This window comes from Nonomuraea sp. NPDC049637, from assembly GCF_040675235.1.
Classification (GTDB): Bacteria; Actinomycetota; Actinomycetes; order Streptosporangiales; family Streptosporangiaceae; genus Nonomuraea.
The window spans coordinates 65,196-81,557 of the sequence record NZ_JBFAOM010000034.1 but is presented as its reverse complement, the minus strand read 5'-3'; the positions used below and the strand labels follow the sequence as shown (position 1 = coordinate 81,557).

The 16,362-nt window shown below is 73.6% G+C and carries 16 protein-coding genes; 8 read left to right on the top strand and 8 right to left on the bottom strand.

Annotated elements, in window-relative coordinates; genetic code table 11:
• Window positions 1-24 precede the first annotated feature (24 nt).
• The 3 genes from AB0J71_RS35550 to AB0J71_RS35540 are packed head-to-tail and all read left to right on the top strand — an operon-like array spanning window position 25 to window position 3,142.
• Window positions 25-702, top strand: a complete 678-nt coding sequence (locus AB0J71_RS35550) for an FkbM family methyltransferase (RefSeq protein WP_352359882.1) — start codon at window positions 25-27, stop codon at window positions 700-702.
• Window positions 702-1,466: an enoyl-CoA hydratase/isomerase family protein gene (locus AB0J71_RS35545; protein ID WP_364391963.1), complete on the top strand. Its 765-nt coding sequence runs from the start codon at window positions 702-704 to the stop codon at window positions 1,464-1,466. The genes AB0J71_RS35550 and AB0J71_RS35545 overlap by 1 nt, the downstream gene beginning before the upstream one ends.
• Window positions 1,463-3,142, top strand: coding sequence for a CoA-transferase (locus AB0J71_RS35540; RefSeq protein ID WP_364418298.1), 1,680 nt, complete (start codon window positions 1,463-1,465; stop codon window positions 3,140-3,142). The genes AB0J71_RS35545 and AB0J71_RS35540 overlap by 4 nt, the downstream gene beginning before the upstream one ends.
• 74 nt (window positions 3,143-3,216) lie before the next feature.
• Here AB0J71_RS35540 and AB0J71_RS35535 read toward each other — a convergent pair whose 3' ends face one another.
• Both AB0J71_RS35535 and AB0J71_RS35530 read right to left on the bottom strand, forming a co-directional pair.
• The gene (locus tag AB0J71_RS35535; protein WP_352326509.1) at window positions 3,217-4,476 is read right to left on the bottom strand and encodes a kynureninase; all 1,260 of its coding nucleotides are present in this window, start codon (window positions 4,474-4,476) and stop codon (window positions 3,217-3,219) included.
• Complete coding sequence (locus AB0J71_RS35530; protein WP_352326511.1) at window positions 4,473-5,258, bottom strand: tryptophan 2,3-dioxygenase family protein; 786 nt, start codon at window positions 5,256-5,258, stop codon at window positions 4,473-4,475. The genes AB0J71_RS35535 and AB0J71_RS35530 overlap by 4 nt, the downstream gene beginning before the upstream one ends.
• 239 nt (window positions 5,259-5,497) lie before the next feature.
• Here AB0J71_RS35530 and AB0J71_RS35525 point away from each other — a divergent pair, with 239 nt between their 5' ends.
• The gene (locus AB0J71_RS35525) at window positions 5,498-6,781 is read left to right on the top strand and encodes an acyltransferase (protein WP_352326512.1); all 1,284 of its coding nucleotides are present in this window, start codon (window positions 5,498-5,500) and stop codon (window positions 6,779-6,781) included.
• Window positions 6,782-6,787: 6 nt separating this feature from the next.
• On the opposite strand, the gene AB0J71_RS35520 is transcribed toward AB0J71_RS35525, so the two are convergent.
• Together AB0J71_RS35520 and AB0J71_RS35515 are read right to left on the bottom strand one after the other, a co-directional pair.
• A complete protein-coding gene (locus AB0J71_RS35520; RefSeq protein ID WP_352326514.1) occupies window positions 6,788-7,159 on the bottom strand; it encodes a DoxX family protein in 372 nt (123 codons plus the stop codon).
• Window positions 7,160-7,258: 99 nt separating this feature from the next.
• Window positions 7,259-8,209 carry an NADP-dependent oxidoreductase gene (locus AB0J71_RS35515; RefSeq protein WP_364418296.1) on the bottom strand — a complete coding sequence of 317 codons (951 nt, stop codon included), beginning with the start codon at window positions 8,207-8,209 and terminating at the stop codon, window positions 7,259-7,261.
• 99 nt (window positions 8,210-8,308) lie between these two features.
• Here AB0J71_RS35515 and AB0J71_RS35510 point away from each other — a divergent pair, with 99 nt between their 5' ends.
• A complete protein-coding gene (locus AB0J71_RS35510; RefSeq protein ID WP_364418294.1) occupies window positions 8,309-9,046 on the top strand; it encodes a helix-turn-helix domain-containing protein in 738 nt (245 codons plus the stop codon).
• Window positions 9,047-9,144: 98 nt separating this feature from the next.
• On the opposite strand, the gene AB0J71_RS35505 is transcribed toward AB0J71_RS35510, so the two are convergent.
• The 4 genes from AB0J71_RS35505 to AB0J71_RS35490 all read right to left on the bottom strand — a co-directional run bounded on the left by AB0J71_RS35505 (window position 9,145) and on the right by AB0J71_RS35490 (window position 13,006).
• A complete protein-coding gene (locus tag AB0J71_RS35505) occupies window positions 9,145-9,597 on the bottom strand; it encodes a DUF1579 family protein (RefSeq protein ID WP_364418292.1) in 453 nt (150 codons plus the stop codon).
• Between the two features lie 61 nt (window positions 9,598-9,658).
• Window positions 9,659-10,066: a DoxX family protein gene (locus tag AB0J71_RS35500; protein WP_352326520.1), complete on the bottom strand. Its 408-nt coding sequence runs from the start codon at window positions 10,064-10,066 to the stop codon at window positions 9,659-9,661.
• Between the two features lie 18 nt (window positions 10,067-10,084).
• Window positions 10,085-11,551 (bottom strand): multicopper oxidase domain-containing protein, encoded by a 1,467-nt coding sequence (locus AB0J71_RS35495; protein ID WP_352326521.1) that lies wholly within the window; start codon window positions 11,549-11,551, stop codon window positions 10,085-10,087.
• Between the two features lie 141 nt (window positions 11,552-11,692).
• The gene (locus AB0J71_RS35490; protein WP_364418290.1) at window positions 11,693-13,006 is read right to left on the bottom strand and encodes an extracellular solute-binding protein; all 1,314 of its coding nucleotides are present in this window, start codon (window positions 13,004-13,006) and stop codon (window positions 11,693-11,695) included.
• A gap of 148 nt (window positions 13,007-13,154) precedes the next feature.
• Between AB0J71_RS35490 and AB0J71_RS35485 the strand changes: the two genes are divergently transcribed.
• From AB0J71_RS35485 to AB0J71_RS35475, 3 genes are read left to right on the top strand one after another with little or no spacing between them, the layout of a single operon-like run.
• A complete protein-coding gene (locus tag AB0J71_RS35485) occupies window positions 13,155-14,372 on the top strand; it encodes an NAD(P)/FAD-dependent oxidoreductase (RefSeq protein WP_364418288.1) in 1,218 nt (405 codons plus the stop codon).
• An 11-nt stretch (window positions 14,373-14,383) separates the two neighbouring features.
• A complete protein-coding gene (locus tag AB0J71_RS35480; protein WP_364418286.1) occupies window positions 14,384-16,138 on the top strand; it encodes a non-ribosomal peptide synthetase in 1,755 nt (584 codons plus the stop codon).
• Window positions 16,139-16,148: 10 nt separating this feature from the next.
• A complete protein-coding gene (locus tag AB0J71_RS35475; protein WP_352330095.1) occupies window positions 16,149-16,361 on the top strand; it encodes an MbtH family protein in 213 nt (70 codons plus the stop codon).
• The last annotated feature ends 1 nt before the right edge of the window (window position 16,362 follow it).

Genomic DNA, 16,362 nt, shown 5'->3' with positions numbered 1-16,362 from the left:
GGTTCACCGGGAGGAGACGACCAGATGCGCAACCAGACTGTCGCACCGGAGCGGGTGAGCGCCCGATGGGAGGATCACCTGCCCGACCTGCTGGACAAGCTGGGATTGCCGGCCGAAGGGGCGATCCAGGTGGGCGCGCACCGGGGCCAGGAGGTGGAGGCGCTCACCAGGTGCGGTTTCCGCCGCCTGGTCATGATGGAGCCCAACGGCGACCACCTGCCCGCGCTGCGCGAGCAGCTCCGGCTGCACCACCTGGCCGCCGGGCTGCCCGAGCCCGAGCATGGCCACCCGGCCCGCGAGGTCGTGGCGGCGTGCGCCGGCCGGGAACGCGGCCAGGCCACCCTCAACGTCACCCCCTACGACAAGCAGTCCAGCATGCTGCCGCCGCTGCTGCCCATGGCCGTCGTCCGGCAGGACGTCGTCCCGGTGATCCCCGTCAGCGAGGTGCAGCACGGCTGCAACGTGCTGGTGGTGGACGCCCAGGGCGCCGAGCTGGAGGTGCTGGCCGGGACCGACCTGAGCCGGCTGCGGCTCGCCGTCGTCGAGGGCAGCGTGACGGCCCGCTACAGCGGCGGCTCGACCCTCGACAGCATCGCCGAGCACATGACGGCGCACGGCTGGCGCGAGGTGGCCGCCTGGCCGCACCTGCGTCCCGGCGTCGTGGACGTCGCCTGGCTGGCCCCCTGGCCCACCCCGTTCTGATGGATCGGCCGTCGGACGGGGGCCTGGCGTGCGAGCGCCGCGGGGCGGTGGCCGTCCTGCGGCTCGACCGGCCCCGCGTGCGCAACGCGCTCGGGTCCGGGCTGGTCGCGGCGCTCGGCTGCGCGCTGGCCGAGCTGGACGACGACCCGGGGGTGCGCGCCGCCGTGCTGACGGGCGCGCCGCCGGGGTTCTGCGCGGGTTCGGACCTGAAGGAGCTGTCCGGGATGACGCGTGAGGGCATGGTGCGGCACGAGGCCGACACCGGGCGCGTGGCCAGGGCCGTCCAGCATCTCGGCATCCCCGTGGTGGCCGCCGTCGAGGGCTTCGCGCTCGGCGGCGGCTTCTTGCTGGCCACCGGCTGCGACGTGGTGGTCACCGCCGAGGACGCCCGCTGGCACCTGCCGGAGGTGCGGCTCGGCTGGGTGCCGCCCTGGGGCATCCAGAGCCTGGCCGCCCGGGTCGGGCCGGTCGCCGCGCGGCGGCTGGTCTGGGGCGACCGCCCGCTGACCGGCCGCGAGCTGCACGGGATCGGCGGCGCCGACGAGCTCACGGCGCCGGGCCAGGCCCTGGCGTGCGCGCTGGAGGTGGCGGCGGGGCTCGCCGCGCTGCCCCCGCACGCGGTCGCCTCCGCCAAGCGGGCGCTGGCCGACGCGGTGAGCGGGCCCGCCGAGACGCTCGACGCGCGTACGACCTGGATGTTCGGCGCCGACTGCGCCTCCGCCGCGGCCCGCGAGAGCCTGGCCCGCTTCGGAGCCCGCCCATGACCGGCCAGGACCAGGCCCCGGCCCCGGTCCCGGACCAGGTCCCGGACCAGGCCCCGGATCAGGTCCCGGATCAGGCCGCGGACCAGGCCCCGGAGCCGGCGGCGGCCGGCCGGACGGGCAAGGTGTGCGGGGCGGCCGAGGCTGTCGCGCTCATCGAGGACCACCAGGCCGTCGCCAGCACCGGCGTGATCGGCTGGCTGACCCCCGACGCCCTGCTGGCCGCGCTCGGCGAGCGCTTCGCCGCCACCGGCGCCCCCCGCGAGCTGACCTTCTACTTCCCCTGCGCCACCGGGGACGCCGTCGGCATCGGCGGCATGGACCACGTGGCCAGGAAGGGCCTGATGCGCCGCATCGTGTCCGCCTCGTTCATCAACCCCCGCCACCCGGTGACCGGCGCCCGCCCGGCCCTGACCGAGCTGATCCAGAACGACCTCGTCGAGGCGTACAGCTGGCCGATGGGCGCGGCCATGCACTGGCTGCGCGAGGTGGCCCGGCGCGGCCCCGGCTACCTGACCCGCGTCGGACTCGGCACGTACGCCGACCCCCGGCACGGCGGCGGCAGGTTCACCCGCCTGGCCCAGGAGGACCTGGTGGAGCTGGTCGAGCTGGGCGGGGAGGAGTACCTGTTCTACCCGTCCTGGCCGCTGCACGCCGGCCTGGTCCGGGCGAGCGCCGCCGACCCCGACGGCAACCTGTCCTTCGAGGACCAGCCGCTGTTCTCCAGCGCGCTGGCCATCGCCCTCGCGGTGAAGGCGTGCGGCGGCACCGTGATCGCGCAGGTGTCGCGGATCGTGCCCGCCGGCTCGTCGCCCGCGCGGGAGATGCGCGTGCCCGGGGCGCTCGTCGACCGGGTCGTCGTGGTCCCGGACGCGCCCATGACCACCGGCGTACGGCACGACCCCGGCTACCTGCGGCACGTGCCCGACGCCGTCGCGCGAGTGCCGCGGCTGCCGTCCGGGCCGGACAAGGTGATCGCCCGCCGGGTCGCCAGGGAGGTCAGGCCGGGGGAGACCTCGATCTTCGGGTTCGGCGCCTCCTCCGACGCCGTCCTGGCCATGGCCGAGGACGGCCTGCTGGACGACGGCCGCCTGGACGAGCACCTGTTCACCACCGAGCACGGCTCGTTCGGCGGCATCGTGATGAGCGGCTGGCAGTTCTCGGCGAACTACTCGCCGCGGGCGCTGCTCGACGGGCCCTCCCAGTTCGACTTCATCGACGGCGGCGGCTGCCCGTTCGCCGCGCTCGCCTTCGCCCAGATCGACGCCGAGGGCAACGTGAACGTCAGCCGGTTCGGCGCGGCCAACCCCGGCGCCGGCGGGTTCGTGGACATCGCGCACAACGCCACGCGGCTGGTCTTCGCCGGCACGCTGACCACCGACGGCCTCCGGGTGAGCTGCGCCGACGGCGGGCTGCGGATCCTGGCCGAAGGGCGGGTGCGCAAGCTGGTGCCGCGGGCCGGGCACGTCACGTACCGGCTGGGCGAGGGCGTGCGGCGCGGGCAGTGGGCCCGCGTCGTCACCGAGCGGGCCGTCTTCGACGTCACCGCCGGCGGCCTGGAGCTCGTGGAGCTCGCGCCCGGGGTGGACCTGCGCCGCGACGTGCTCGACCAGATCGGCTTCCCGGTCCGCGTCTCGCCGTCGCTCGTCCCCATGGACCCGGCCCTCTTCCGCCCCTGACCGTCGGCGGGTGCAAGGCCGGGCCGGGGCCGGGGGCAGGTGCCCGGCTGTGGGCCGCCGCCGCCCCCTCTGGTTCACGCCGCCCGCCTCGCCCCGGCCGCCGTGCCGGCCGTCGCGCCGGTCGCCGTGCCGGTCGCCGTGCCGGCCGCCGCCCCGGACGTCAGGGAGCGGACCTCCGCGGCCAGGTGGTCCATGGCCGCGTGCAGCAGCGCGTCCGACAGGTACGGCGCCGGCCCGAGCCGCAGGTGGTCGCCCCGGCTGTCGGCCTGCACCCCCCGCGCCGCCAGCCCCGCCCGCAGCCGCCCCGCGTACGGCGAGCGCAGCGCCAGGAACCCGCCGAACTCCTCGGGCGCGGCGTCCAGGTCCCGGCTGACCACGTGCGGGGGCGCGCCGATCTCGTCGAAGCGCGCCGCCAGCAGCCCGCGCTGCCGCAGCGACACCGCCCGCAGCACCTGCGGCGTCAGCCCCTGCGCGGCGAAGAAGTCGAACACCCGGGCCGCCCGGTAGTGGCTCACCGGGTCGTAGGTCGCCCCCGCGAACCGGGCCGCCCCCGCCGGGTAGCCGACCCGGCCGCCCGCCCGCGGGTCCTCGGCCAGCTCGGCGAACTCCGAGTACCACCCGGTCACCACCGGCCGCAGCCGGTCGGCGTGCGCCGGCAGCCGCAGCACGCAGTTGCCCTCCCCGAGCTGCAGGTACTTGTACCCGCCCGCCACCACCCAGGCCGACTCCAGGCCCGCCGTCGAGAACGGCACCACGCCCAGCGCATGGTAGGCGTCCACCAGCAGCTCGGCCCCCCGCAGGCGGCAGGCGGCGGCCAGCGCGTCCAGCTCCGGCACGATCCTGGCCGTCTCGAACAGCACCGCCGAGACCAGGACGGCGGCCGTGCGCCCGTCGGCCGCGTCCGCCAGCCGCGCGGCCAGCGTGCCCACCGGCTCCGGCGGGACGACGACCACCTCCACCCCCTCCTCGGCCAGGCGGGCGAGCTGGCGGCGCAGCGTGTGGAACTCGCCGCCGGAGGTGACCAGCCGGGGCCGGCCGCGCAGGTCCAGCGCCGACAGGAAGCGCAGCACCAGCTCGTGCGTGCTGGACCCGAGGGCCAGCTCGGCGTACGGGTCGCCGAGGAAGAGGCGGAACCCCTCCCTGACCCGGTCGGCCTTCTTGAACGCGGCGGCCCATTTGTCGTCCACGTCCCGGGCGGCGTCGTCGAACGCCTCGATCTGCCCGGCCAGCGCCACGTCCGGCCAGGCCTGGTGGGAGTGGCCGGTGAGCAGCAGCCGGTCGGCCGCGCGGAAGGCCGAGTAGTGCGGCGCCAGGCGTCCCGAGATGTCGTTCATGCCATGCTCCTGACGGCCCACAGGTCGGGGAACGCCGGCGTCAGCGAGGCCCGCAGGTACGCCCCGCCGCTGGAGCCGCCGGTGCCCGGGCGGGCGCCGATGGTGCGCTCGACCATCTTCAGGTGCCGGTACCGCCACTCCTGGAGGCATTCGTCCAGGTCCACCAGGCGCTCGCAGAGCTGGGCCGCGCCGGTGTCGTCCCGGTAGACCCGCAGCAGCAGGTCCTGCACCGGCTCCGACGGCTCCAGCGGCAGGCGTACGTCGCGGTGCAGCCGGTCCTGCGGCACCTCGTAGCCGCGCAGGTACAGGTACGTCAGCAGCGAGTCGTACAGCGTGGGCCTGGCCATCGCCGCCTCGATCCGGGCGCGGGCCGGGCTGCCCTCGGCCTGGCCGAGCAGCATGCGCTCGTCGCGCCGGCCCAGCACCGCCTCGATCTCGCGGAACTGCGCCGACTGGAAGCCGCTGCTGGTGCCCAGCTTGCCGCGGAAGGCGGCGAACTGGAACGGCGTCATCGTCTCCATGACGTCCATCTGGGAGACCGCCAGCCGCATCAGCTTCAAGGACCGGTGCAAAGTCCGCATGGCGTGCGCGGTGAATCCGCCGGCGAGTTCGAGTTGCAGCTCGGCGAATTCGTGCAGCAATTGTTTGAACCACAGCTCGTACACCTGGTGGACGATGATGAACAGGGTCTCGTCATGGCTCTCGGAAACCGGTCGCTGCGCCGTGAGGATCTCCTCCAGCGCCAGGTAGGACGAGTACGTCAGGACGGTGTCTTCTCTCATGGCCCCAACGATGCGCCTCCCGGGGGACGGGCGACAGGGCATTCCCGGGCAGCTACCTGCCCCGCCGGGACCGCTTCCTGCAATTCGCCGGAAACGCATTCCGGAAGATGTGGAAAAGGCCGTCCGGCGGCACGGGGAATTCAGCACGACACGAGATGCGGCCGCCCGCGGCCCCGCGTGACGATGGCGCCGAGGGGGTGCCGAGCCCCATCAGCGAGCGAACTGCGAGGAAACATGCCATGACCTCACCGGAGATCATCAAGAGGGGCGGCCCCGGCAAACGTGCCCCTCGGCTCGACGGGCTGCGCGGATATCTGGCACTGGGCGTGATCGTGGTGCACGTCGCCTTCGCCGCCGGCGTCATCGGCTTCTACGACAAACCGTCCGTCGGCATCTGGCCCGTGCTGATCCAGGGGCTCAACGTGCTGCTGCCGCCCTTCTTCGTGATGTCCGGCCTGCTGCTGTACCGGCCGTTCGCCAGGGCGACGATCGTCGGCACGTCGCGTCCTGAGCTCAAGGGCTACCTGATCAAGCGCATGCTGCGGATCCTGCCCGCGTACTGGCTGGTGGCCGTGGCGGCGCTGCTGCTGCTCAACCTCAAGAGCGTCGACGGCCTGTGGTACGTGCTCAGCCCCCTGCTGCTCATGCACTACTACGTGCCGGGCCCCGAGGCGGGCTACGCCGGGCTGGAGCCCACCTGGACCGTGCCCGCCGAGGTCACCTTCTACCTGGCGCTGCCCATTCTGGCCTGGATCTTCGACCGGTACGCCAGGAAGGCCGCCGACCCCGGCGCCAAGGCCCGCCGTCTGCTGGTCCCGCTGGGCGTCTTCGTGCTCGTCGGCCTGGCCTGGACGGCGTACACGCACCTGGAGTCGATGGGCCCCTTCCCGTACGAGTACTTCTGGGTGATCGGCTTCACCGGCTTCCTGGCCATCGGCATGGGCCTGGCGATCCTGTCGGCGTACGCGGAGGCCAAGGACACCACGCCCGCCTTCTACCGGCTGGTGGCCCGCCGTCCGCTGCTGTTCTGGCTGGGCGCGGCCGTCGTCTACGTGATCAACTGCATCCGGCCGTTCGGCAAGCCGGGCATGGCCGACTACGCCACCGTGCCCGAGGCGATGGCCGAGATGGTGCTGTTCCTGGTCTTCGCGCTGCTGATCATCGCCCCGGTGGTGGTGCCCGGCGTGCACTCGAAGGTCATCGACGCCGTGCTCACCAACCGGCCGATGCGCTTCTTCGGCCGCATCTCCTACGGCGTCTACCTGTGGCACTTCATCCTGCAGTACCTCTGGCTGCAGAACGGCAGCGTCTTCGGCGCGCCGCCGGTGCCGATGCCGATGGTGATGGGCAAGTCCGGCTTCTGGGAGCTGCTGGCGGTCGTGCTCGTGGGCACGGTCGCGGTCGCGACGGTCAGCTACTACCTGGTCGAGCTGCCCGCGATGCGGCTGCGCGAACGCCTGGTGGCCCGGCGCGCCGAGGCCGAGCCACGCCGGGCGGCCGAGAGCCCGCGCGTCCCGGTCTAGGGGTGCTCAGAAGGGGTGAGGTCCGAAGCGCCCCCAGGCGACGAACGCGGCCAGCAGGAACAGGATCGCGTTGACGGCGATCGCGCCGGGCTCCTTGCGGCGGACGTGCACGAGCGCGGCCGGCACCATCACCACGGCCAGGCCGGCCGCGGCCAGCGGGGTCAGGAGGGGCGCGACGCCGGTGACCGCGGGCAGGATCAGCCCGAGCGCGCCGGCCAGCTCGGTGAGGCCGATGAGGCGGACGGCGCCGGCGGAGAAGTCCTCGGCCCAGGGCAGTCTGGGCTCCAGCTTCTCCTTGGGTTGCGTGGACTTGGTGAGTCCGGCGAGCCCGAACAGGAGGGCGAGCACGGCCTGCACGATCCACAGGGCGATGTTCATCACGGGTTCCTTCGCGAAAGCGGGGGGTGGCCGGGGCGATGCGCCCCGGCGTGGCCGGTCGAGGGGTGAGGACGGTCCCGGGCCTTCAGGCCGGGGACGTCAGGAGCAGGTGACGGCGATCTTGCCGAGCGTGCCCGCGCGGAAGGCGGCGAACGCCTCGGGGGCCTGCTCCAGCCGGTAGGTGGCGGTGACCGGCACGCGCAGCGCGCCCGCCGCGACCCGGGTGGCCAGCTCGGTCAGGGTCCGCGGGTTCGGATCGGCCATGACGGTGTGCACGGTGACCGCGGCATCCTGGACGGCGTCCTGGACGGCGTCCTGGGTCAGGCCGAGGGTCGAGGCGAGCCGGCCGCCGTCGCGCAGCAGCCCCGCCAGCTCGGCGCCGTCGCCCGCCAGGTGCAGCACGGCGTCCACGCCCGCCGGGGCCAGCGCGCGGACCTGCGCGGCCAGGTCGCCGCCGTGGTCGACGAGCTCGACCTTGGCGTCGGTGAGCCCGGCGACGAAGTCGGCCTCGGCGCCGGGACGGGCGGTGGCGATCACCCGGGCGCCGCGGGCGGCGGCCAGCTGCACGGCCAGCGCGCCCACGCCGCCGGTGGCGCCGGAGATCAGCACCGTCTCACCGTCGGCCGGGGCGACGGCGTCGAGGCTGTCCAGCGCCGCGGTGCCGGCCAGACCCAGCGCGCCCGCCTCGGCGGCGGTCAGCCCCTGGGGGAGCGGGGCGATGCCGTAACCGGCGGACACGGTGACGTACTCGGCCATCGAGCCGGGGCCGAGGAACGGCTTCATCACCACGCCGAAGACCGGCTGCCCGACGGTGAAGCCCTCGGCGCCCTCGCCGAGCGCCTCGACGGTGCCGGCGAAGTCCTTGCCCACGACCAGCGGGAACCGGTGCTCCATCGCCTGCTGCAGATAGCCGGCGGCCACGGCCAGGTCGAAGCCGTTGACCGAGGAGCCCGCGACCTTCACCAGCACCTCGCCGGCCGCCGGCCGCGGGACGGGCAGATCGGCCAGGGCCGGGTCGGCGGGGACGGAGTTCATCATGACAGCACGCATGAGCTGCACCTCTCAGAAAAGTGGAACGGGCTACCCGTTTCGTGCCGTCAGCGTAGCAAGAAAAACGGGTAGGTCGTTCCACTTGGGTAGGATGGGCGCATGGATCATCCCGCCGACACCTCAGGTGAGCAGCCCGGCCCGGGCTTTCGCGCCGACACCTCAGGTGAGCAGCCAGGCCCGGGCCTTCGCGCCGACGCCGAACGCAACCGCGAACGCATCGTGGCCACCGCCCGCCGCCTGTACGCCAGCCACGGCCTCGGCGTCTCCATGGCCTGCATCGCCCGTGCCGCCGGCGTCGGCAAGGCCACCCTGTCGCGCCGCTTCGCCACCCGCGAGGAGCTCATCAACGCCGTCTTCGCCGACCGCATGGACGCCTACGCCGCCGCCGTCGCCGAGGCGCTGGCCGACCCCGACCCCTGGCACGGCTTCGTCGGCTACGTCCGGTCCGTGTGCGCCATGCAGGCCGCCGACCGGGGCTTCGCCGACGTGCTGGCCATGACTTTCCCCGCGGCCAAGGCGCTGGAGAAGCGCCGGGCCGCGGCCTACCAGGGCTTCCTCGACCTCATCGAGCGCGCCAAGGCCACCGGCCGGCTGCGGGCGGACTTCACCGACCAGGACATGGTCATCCTGCTGATGGCCAACGCCGGGGTCATCGCCGCCACCGGGGACGCCGCCCCGGACACCTGGCGCCGCCTCGTCGGCCAGATGCTGCGCGCCTACGCCGCCCCCGGCGCCGACCTGCCCCCGCTGGAGCCGACCCCCGCGCCCACCGCCCTGTACCGGGCCATGGTCCGCCTCACCCGCCCCGCCGCCGGCCCCGGCGACGGCCGGGAGTGAGCAGCCGGGCGGGGCCGCCTGGAGTGAGCAGCCGGCCGGGACGGGGGGCGGCGGCCGGGCCGTGGGGGCCGGTCCCGGCCGTCACGAGATCGGTCCGGCTAACCCGCCCGGGTCATGGTGGCCTCGTAGCCGCCGCCCGGCCACTCCCACCGGCCGCTGATGGTCCGGCCGTCCTCGCTGAAGGCGCCGGTGAACCCGGCAGGCGAGCCCTCCGCGCCGAACCAGATGTTGAGGTCGCGCCCGTCGAGCTTCCACACGTAGACGAAGTTGTTGCCGGTGCTGTCGAAGTAGTGCGAGCGCAGCGCGCCGCTCTCGGGGTCGTGGCCGATGTACTCCACGCCGGTCATCGTGCCGCCGCCGTGGCTCATCTCGACGCGCTGGACGAGGAAGAAGCCGCCGTCCATCCACTCGAAGACGAGCCGGCCGCCGGTCGCCTCGCCGGTGCCGAAGTCCTTGCCCGTCATCTCCCACGTGCCGACCAGCGGCTGCAGGGTCTGCAGCGAGGGGTCGGGGGTGGGGAGCTGGTTCTGCGGGTTGGCCGTCTCTGTCATGTTCCCTCCACGGGACAGGTCGATGCCCGGTACGCCGATCGCGTACCGGGCGGGGGTTGGCTCACTTGGCGCCGAAGAACGCCTTGACCCGGGACCAGCGGCCCCAGACGACCAGCGCCAGGACGACCAGCAGGACGGCCTCGATCACGGGGACGCCGCCCAGCACGATCGCGTTGGTGCCGGCCGCGCCGATCATCAGGCCGATCAGCGCCAGCGCGGCCACGCCGCTCAGCCGCGGGATCAGCAGCCCGATCGCGCCGGCGATCTCCAGCACGCCGACCACGTAGCGGAACCACTGGCCGGCGCCGATGTCCTCGAACATGGCGACCATGGTCGGGTCGCCGGCGAGCTTGAGCACGCCGCCCAGGCCGACCTGGAACGCCAGAAGGACCTGGGCGACCCAGAGGGCGATGTTGACGCCGCGGCCGGTGGACCGGCCGACGGCGGACGTGCTGTTCGTGGTGCTCATGCAGTCCTCCTTGAGGAACTAGTTGACGATCTCCATCTGGCCCATCATCCCGATGGCCGAGTGCTCCAACATGTGACAGTGGTAGACGTATCGCCCCAGGTAGTCGCCGAAGCTGGCCTGGAAGCGCACGGTCTCGCCCGGCTGGATGAGCACCGTGTCCTTCCATCCCGCCTCGCCCGGCTGCGGCGGCGTGCCGTCGCGGTCCAGGATCCGGAACTGGGCGAGGTGGGTGTGGAAGTTGTGCGGGACGCCGAAGCCGGAGCCCCCGACGTTGGTGTCGGAGTTGGTGACCTCCCAGACCTCGCTGGTTCCCCGCTTGACCTGCATGTCCACCCGGTTGGCGTCGAACGCCCGATTGTTGATCAGGGCCTGGATGTTGACCGGGTCCAGGCTGAGGGTGAGCTGCCGGGTCTGCGTGGCCGCGGCCAGCGGGACCATCGCGCGCAACTGGCTGGGCACGCGGCTGCGGTCGACGGCCCGCCGTACGACGTCGAAGCGGAGCACGGAGCCGCTCACGTCCTCCAGCGTGATCTGCGTGCCCAGCGGGAACGCGCCGAAGTCGATCACGACCTCGGCCCGCTCGCCCGAGGAGAGCACCAGCTTGGACGTCGGCACCGGCGCCGCCAGCAGCCCGCAGTCGGTGGCGATCTGCGTCATCTGGGCGCCGTTGCTCAGCGACAGCTCGAAGATCCGGTGCGTGGAGCCGTTGAGCAGGCGCAGCCGGTACTTGCGGGCCGCGACCTGGAAGTACGGCTGGGCCTTGCCGTTGGCGATCAGCGTCGGCCGGTTGTAGGGGTCGGCCGGGTCGAAGACGAGCCCGCCCTGGTCGTCGAAGAGCGCGTCGCGCAGCAGGATGGGCACGTCGTAGGCCCCGGACGGCAGGCCGAGCTGCTGCTCGTCGGCGCCCTCGACCAGGTAGAAGCCGTGCATGCCGCGGTAGACGTGCTCGGCCTCCATGTGGTGGGTGTGGTCGTGGTACCACAGCGTGGCGCCGGCCTGCGCGTTCGGATAGTCGTAGGTCTTCGACTTGCCGTCGGCGATCAGGTCCATCGGGTACCCGTCGCTGGCCGCCGGCACGCGGCCGCCGTGCAGGTGCACGTTCGCCTCGTGGCCGAGCCTGTTGTCGAAGGTGACCAGCGCCCTGCGGCCCTGCCGGGCGCGGATGGTGGGGGCGGTGAACTGGCCGCCGTACGTCAGCACGGGCGTGCTCACGCCCGGCAGGATCTGGGTGGTCGCCTGCTGGATGGACAGCCGGTAGAAGTCGATGCCCGGCAGGGTGGCCACGGGGGCCAGCACCGGGGGCACCGGCATCGCGACGCTGAAGGGCGCCGCGGTGGCGCCGGTGCGGACCGCGGGGACCCGGCCGCCGTGGTCGTGCATGCGCATCATGTGCTGCTGCTGCGCCTGCTGTTCCGGCTCGCCGAACAGCCCGCGGGACACCGGGGTGAGCGCGGCGCCTCCTGCCAGGCCACCGAGAACGATCAAGCGCCGTCGGCTTAACATACGGGAACTCCCATCGCCATGTCCGAGCGTGGCATCGCCCGCCGGCACGGTCTTCTTCTGAAGTGCTCACTTCACGGGCGGATGCCGTGGGAGCGGTGCCGCCGCCCGGAGGGCGGCGGTGGTTCAGCCCACGGACAGGCGGCGCGGGGTGCGCCCGTCCAGGCAGTCGGCGTTGTAGGCGTCGAGCAGGCCCTGAGCCCGCCGCGACGCCTCGGCGAAGCAGTCGTCGGGGTCGGCGCCGTCCAGCACCCGGGCCATGGCCTGCGTCATCAGGTCCTGGATCCCGGCGAAGTCCCCGAGCACCGCGCCCAGCGCGGCGGGGGAGCCGTCGGCGGCGCGCAGCTGGGCGGTCGCGGCCCGGTGCACCGGGTGCCGCGCGAACCAGCCCTCCTCCTCCAGCAGGCCGGCCGCGGCCCTGGTGACCGGCAGGAAACCGGCCTCACGGTGCCACCGCGCCGCGTTGCCCGCGCTCAGCAGGTGCTGGACGAACGCCAGCGCGCCGTCCCGCCGCTCCGGCGGCAGCCCGTCGGTCAGCCAGAGCGCCTGGCCGGAGACCAGGTGCCCGGCGCGCGGCAGGCTCTCGTTGTGCGGCAGCGGGCTCGCCGTCACCTCGAACCCGGCCTCCCGCCCGCGCTCGGCGATCATGCCGGCCACCACCGAGGACGCGACCGTGAACGCCACCCGCCGCTCCAGGAACGCCCCCAGCGCCGGGCCCCAGTCACCGGGCTCGCCGGCGCGCAGGTAGTGGCCCTCGGCGTGCAGGCGCCGCCACCAGGCGGCGTAGGCCAGCAGCTCCTTGGAGGCCAGGTCCACCCGTCCGGCGCGGCCGGCGCGGCCGTTGTCGTGGTCGGCCAGCAGGCCGCCCTGCCCGGCGACGGCCTGCTGGAACAGCCAGCCGTGGTTGGCCCAGGAGACGCCGTGCGGCGGGCCGCCGGGCAGCGCCCGTACGGCGGCGCACGCGCGCTCCAGCTCCTCCCAGGTGCGCGGCGGCGCCTCGATCCCGGCCGCGCGGAGCAGCGTGGCGTTGCTGAGCAGCACCGCCGTGGTCGCCGTCGCGGGCGCGGCGACGAGCTCGCCGCGGTAGGTGTAGTGGCCGCGGACGGCCGGTTCGAGGTCGGCGAGCACGACCGGCTCGCCGAGGATCTCCGCGCGTCCCCCGACGGCGCGCTCGATCGGCGTGAACAGCGGCGCGCCGGAACGCGACCGGGTGTCCAGCGCGAGCCGGGTGGCCGTGGCGTAGTACTCCGCCAGGTCCGGCGGCTCGCCCCGGCCGGCCGCGGCGGCCACCGCGGCGGGCAGCTCGCGGAAGCCGTGCCCGGTGATCTCGATCCGGAGGTCCGGGTGCGCGGCCTCGAAGTCGGCGGCCATCCTCCTGATCGGGCCCAGGTAGTCCGGCAGGGGATGCTCGGCGATCCAGACGCTGATGACCGTTCTCATTCGCCTCATGATGAACGCGGCCACCCCGCCGCACATCTTGTGAAATGCGGTGTTTCGTGAGCTCAGACAGCAATTCAAAGGATGTGGGCCCCGCGACGTGAATGTGACCCTGACTGCGAGTCGCAGAGCGGCGAAACGGAGGAGCACGGTGATCAATACTCATGACGAGTTCGACGTTGTCGTGATCGGCGGAGGCCCTGGCGGCTCGGGTACGGCGGGACTGCTGGCCCAGCGCGGGCACCGGGTTCTGGTGCTGGAGCGGGAGAAGTTCCCGCGCTATCACATCGGCGAGTCGCTGATCACGGGGTCCATGCCCACGCTGGAGGAACTGGGCCTGAAGGACCGGCTGGACCAGATGGGGTTCGTCAAGAAGTACGGCGGCACCCTGTTGTGGGGCAGGAACCAGGGCACCTGGGACTTCCGCTTCGCCGAGGCGTCCAACTACGAGTACGCCTACCAGGTGCGCCGCGCCGATTTCGACGCCCTTCTGCTGGCCAGGGCCAGGGAGCTGGGCGCGACGGTGTTCGAGGAGGCCACGGTCAAGGACCTGGTGTTCGACGGCGACCGCGTCACCGGCGTCACGTACGCGGTGAAGGGCGACGACGAGCAGCGCACCGCCCGCTGCCGCCTGCTGATCGACGCCACCGGGCAGCAGCACCTGCTGGCCCGCCGCTTCGACCTCATCGAGTACCACGACGACCTGCGCAACATCGCCGTCTGGTCGTACTGGCAGGGGTGCAAGCGCTACGGCGGCACGCGCTTCGGCGACACCGTCACCGAGAACCGCCCCGCCGGCTGGTTCTGGTTCATCCCCCTGCACGACGGCACGGTGAGCGTCGGCTACGTCACGCCCATCGAGGAGTACAAGAAGTCCGGCAAGAGCCTGGAGGACCTGTACGCCTCGGAGCTGGCCGCCGCCGAGGAGGTGCGGGCCCTGACCGAGGGCGCCACCCGGGTCAGCGGCTTCCGCAGCATCCGCGACTGGTCCTACACCTGCACCCGTTTCCACGGCCCCGGCTGGGCCCTGGTGGGCGACGCGGCGGCCTTCATCGACCCGCTGCTGTCCACCGGCGTCGGCCTGGCGCTGCGCGGCGCCCACGGGCTGGCCGGCGCGGTGGACGAGATCCTCGCCGACCCGGCCTCGGAGGAGGCCGTGCTGGCCCGCTACGAGAAGGACTACCGCGAGTTCCTGAACTCCCTGCTGGACTTCGTGCGCTTCTTCTACGACCGCACCAGGCACAAGGAGGAGTACTGGGACAGGGCGCAGAAGACCCTCGACCCCAGCAAGCTCCGCCCCCGCAAGATCGACTTCGCCACGATGCTCTCGGGCGTCTCCGGCATCCACGCCATCTTCCACGACGACTGAGGAACCCGCTGATGTCGCCTACAACTGTGCACGGACACGTCGCCGAGCAGGCCAGGCGCACGCCCGACGCGGTCGCGGTGTCGGCGGGCCCGGTGCGGCTGACCTACCGGGAGCTCGACGAGCGGGCCAACCGCCTCGCCCACCGCCTGCGCGGGCTCGGCGCCGGCCCCGAGACGCCGGTCGCGGTGCTGATGGAGCGCTCGGCCGAGCTGGTCGTCACGCTCCTCGCGATCCTCAAGACGGGCGGCTGCTACCTGCCCGTCCACAGCGCCTACCCGGCCGACCGCCGGCAGTGGATCGTCGACTCGTCCGGGACGCCCGTCCTGGTCGCCGACCGCGCCAAGGCCGCCGCGGGCCTGCCGGCCGCCCCCGCGACCCTGCTGGCCGACGACGACCCCGCCACCGCGCAGCAACCGGCCACCGAGCCGGGCGTCGCCACCGGCCCGGACGACCTGGCCTACGTCATCTACACCTCGGGCTCGACCGGGCACCCCAAGGGCGTCGCGGTCACCCACTGGGACGTGCTCGGCCTGGCCCTCGACCCCTGCTGGGACACCGGCGCCCACGAGCGCGTCCTGATGGTCGCGCCGTACGCGTTCAACGTCTCGACGTACGAGCTGTGGGTGCCGCTGCTGCACGGCGGCACGATCGTCGTGGCGCCGCCCGGCGAGCCGGACCTCGACACCCTGCGCCGGCTGATCCGCGAGGAGCGCATCACCGGGCTGCACCTGACCGCCGGGCTGTTCCGGGTCGTGGCCGAGGAGGGGGCGGACTGCCTGGCCGGCGTCCGCGAGGTGCTGACCGGCGGCGACGTGATCGTGCCCGCCGCCGTCCGCCAGGTGCTGGCCGCCTGCCCGGGGACGACCGTGCGGGCCATGTACGGCGCGACCGAGGTCACCCTGTTCTCCACCCACGCCCCCCTGACCGCCGGGACCGAGCTGGGCACGACCGTGCCGGTCGGCGGCCCGATGCGGGACGTGCGGCTCTACGTGCTCGACGACCGCCTCAGCCCGGTCCCCGGCGACCTGGAGGGCGAGCTGTACATCGGGGGCAGGGGAGTGGCCCGGGGCTACTACGGCCGCCCCGACCTGACCGCCGAGCGCTTCGTCGCCGACCCGTTCGGCGGGCCCGGCGAGCGCATGTACCGCACCGGCGACCTGGTCCGGCGCAACGACGACGGGCAGATCGAGTTCATCGGGCGGGCCGGCGACCAGGTCAAGATCCTGGGCTTCCGGGTCGAGCTGGCCGAGGTGGAGGCCGTGCTGGCCGGCTATCCCGGGCTGGCGCACGTCGCCGTCGTGGCCGGGCAGTCGCGGCAGGGCGACAAACGCCTGGTCGCCTACGTCGTGCCGGCCGCCGAGGCTCCCGACCCCGCCGCGCTGCGCGCCCACGTGCGCGCCTCGCTGCCGGACTACATGGTGCCCACGGCGTTCGTCGTGCTGGACGCGCTGCCCCTGACCGCCAACGGCAAGGTGGACCGCGCGGCCCTGCCCGACCCCGACACCGAGCCCGGCTCGGCCTACCGCGCGCCGCAGAACCCCCGCCAGGAGGTCCTGTGCACCGTGTTCGCCGAGGTGTTCGGCGTCGAGCGGGTCGGCGTGGACGACAGCATCTTCGACCTGGACGTCCAGTCGCTGCTGGCGATGCGGCTGGTCAGCCGGATCCGCGCGGCGCTGGGCGTGAACCTGTCCATCGGCGACCTGTTCGACGCGGCGACCGTGGCCGGCCTGGACGAGTGGCTAGAGGCCGGCGCGCGCACCCAGTGAGAGGGACGAGATGAGCAACCCATTCGACGACCGGGACGCGGCCTTCCGCGTGCTGGTGAACCACGAGGGCCGGCACTGCCTGTGGCCCGCCTTCGCCGACGTGCCCGCGGGATGGGAGGTCGCCTTCGGCCCCGCCGTCCGCGACGCCTGCACCGAGTACGTCACCACCCACTGGACGGACCTGCGCCCGCGCGGTCTGGCCGCCCGGACGGACGCCGGATAGC

What these genes read in the sequence shown, in the direction of transcription:
- AB0J71_RS35550 (WP_352359882.1), top strand. Translation starts at nt 25, where the DNA reads ATGCGCAACCAGACTGTCGCACCGGAGCGGGTGAGCGCCCGATGGGAG.
- AB0J71_RS35545 (WP_364391963.1), top strand. Translation starts at nt 702, where the DNA reads ATGGATCGGCCGTCGGACGGGGGCCTGGCGTGCGAGCGCCGCGGGGCG.
- AB0J71_RS35540 (WP_364418298.1), top strand. Translation starts at nt 1,463, where the DNA reads ATGACCGGCCAGGACCAGGCCCCGGCCCCGGTCCCGGACCAGGTCCCG.
- AB0J71_RS35535 (WP_352326509.1), bottom strand. Translation starts at nt 4,476, where the DNA reads ATGAACGACATCTCGGGACGCCTGGCGCCGCACTACTCGGCCTTCCGC.
- AB0J71_RS35530 (WP_352326511.1), bottom strand. Translation starts at nt 5,258, where the DNA reads ATGAGAGAAGACACCGTCCTGACGTACTCGTCCTACCTGGCGCTGGAG.
- AB0J71_RS35525 (WP_352326512.1), top strand. Translation starts at nt 5,498, where the DNA reads ATGACCTCACCGGAGATCATCAAGAGGGGCGGCCCCGGCAAACGTGCC.
- AB0J71_RS35520 (WP_352326514.1), bottom strand. Translation starts at nt 7,159, where the DNA reads ATGAACATCGCCCTGTGGATCGTGCAGGCCGTGCTCGCCCTCCTGTTC.
- AB0J71_RS35515 (WP_364418296.1), bottom strand. Translation starts at nt 8,209, where the DNA reads ATGCGTGCTGTCATGATGAACTCCGTCCCCGCCGACCCGGCCCTGGCC.
- AB0J71_RS35510 (WP_364418294.1), top strand. Translation starts at nt 8,309, where the DNA reads ATGGATCATCCCGCCGACACCTCAGGTGAGCAGCCCGGCCCGGGCTTT.
- AB0J71_RS35505 (WP_364418292.1), bottom strand. Translation starts at nt 9,597, where the DNA reads ATGACAGAGACGGCCAACCCGCAGAACCAGCTCCCCACCCCCGACCCC.
- AB0J71_RS35500 (WP_352326520.1), bottom strand. Translation starts at nt 10,066, where the DNA reads ATGAGCACCACGAACAGCACGTCCGCCGTCGGCCGGTCCACCGGCCGC.
- AB0J71_RS35490 (WP_364418290.1), bottom strand. Translation starts at nt 13,006, where the DNA reads ATGAGAACGGTCATCAGCGTCTGGATCGCCGAGCATCCCCTGCCGGAC.
- AB0J71_RS35480 (WP_364418286.1), top strand. Translation starts at nt 14,384, where the DNA reads ATGTCGCCTACAACTGTGCACGGACACGTCGCCGAGCAGGCCAGGCGC.
- AB0J71_RS35475 (WP_352330095.1), top strand. Translation starts at nt 16,149, where the DNA reads ATGAGCAACCCATTCGACGACCGGGACGCGGCCTTCCGCGTGCTGGTG.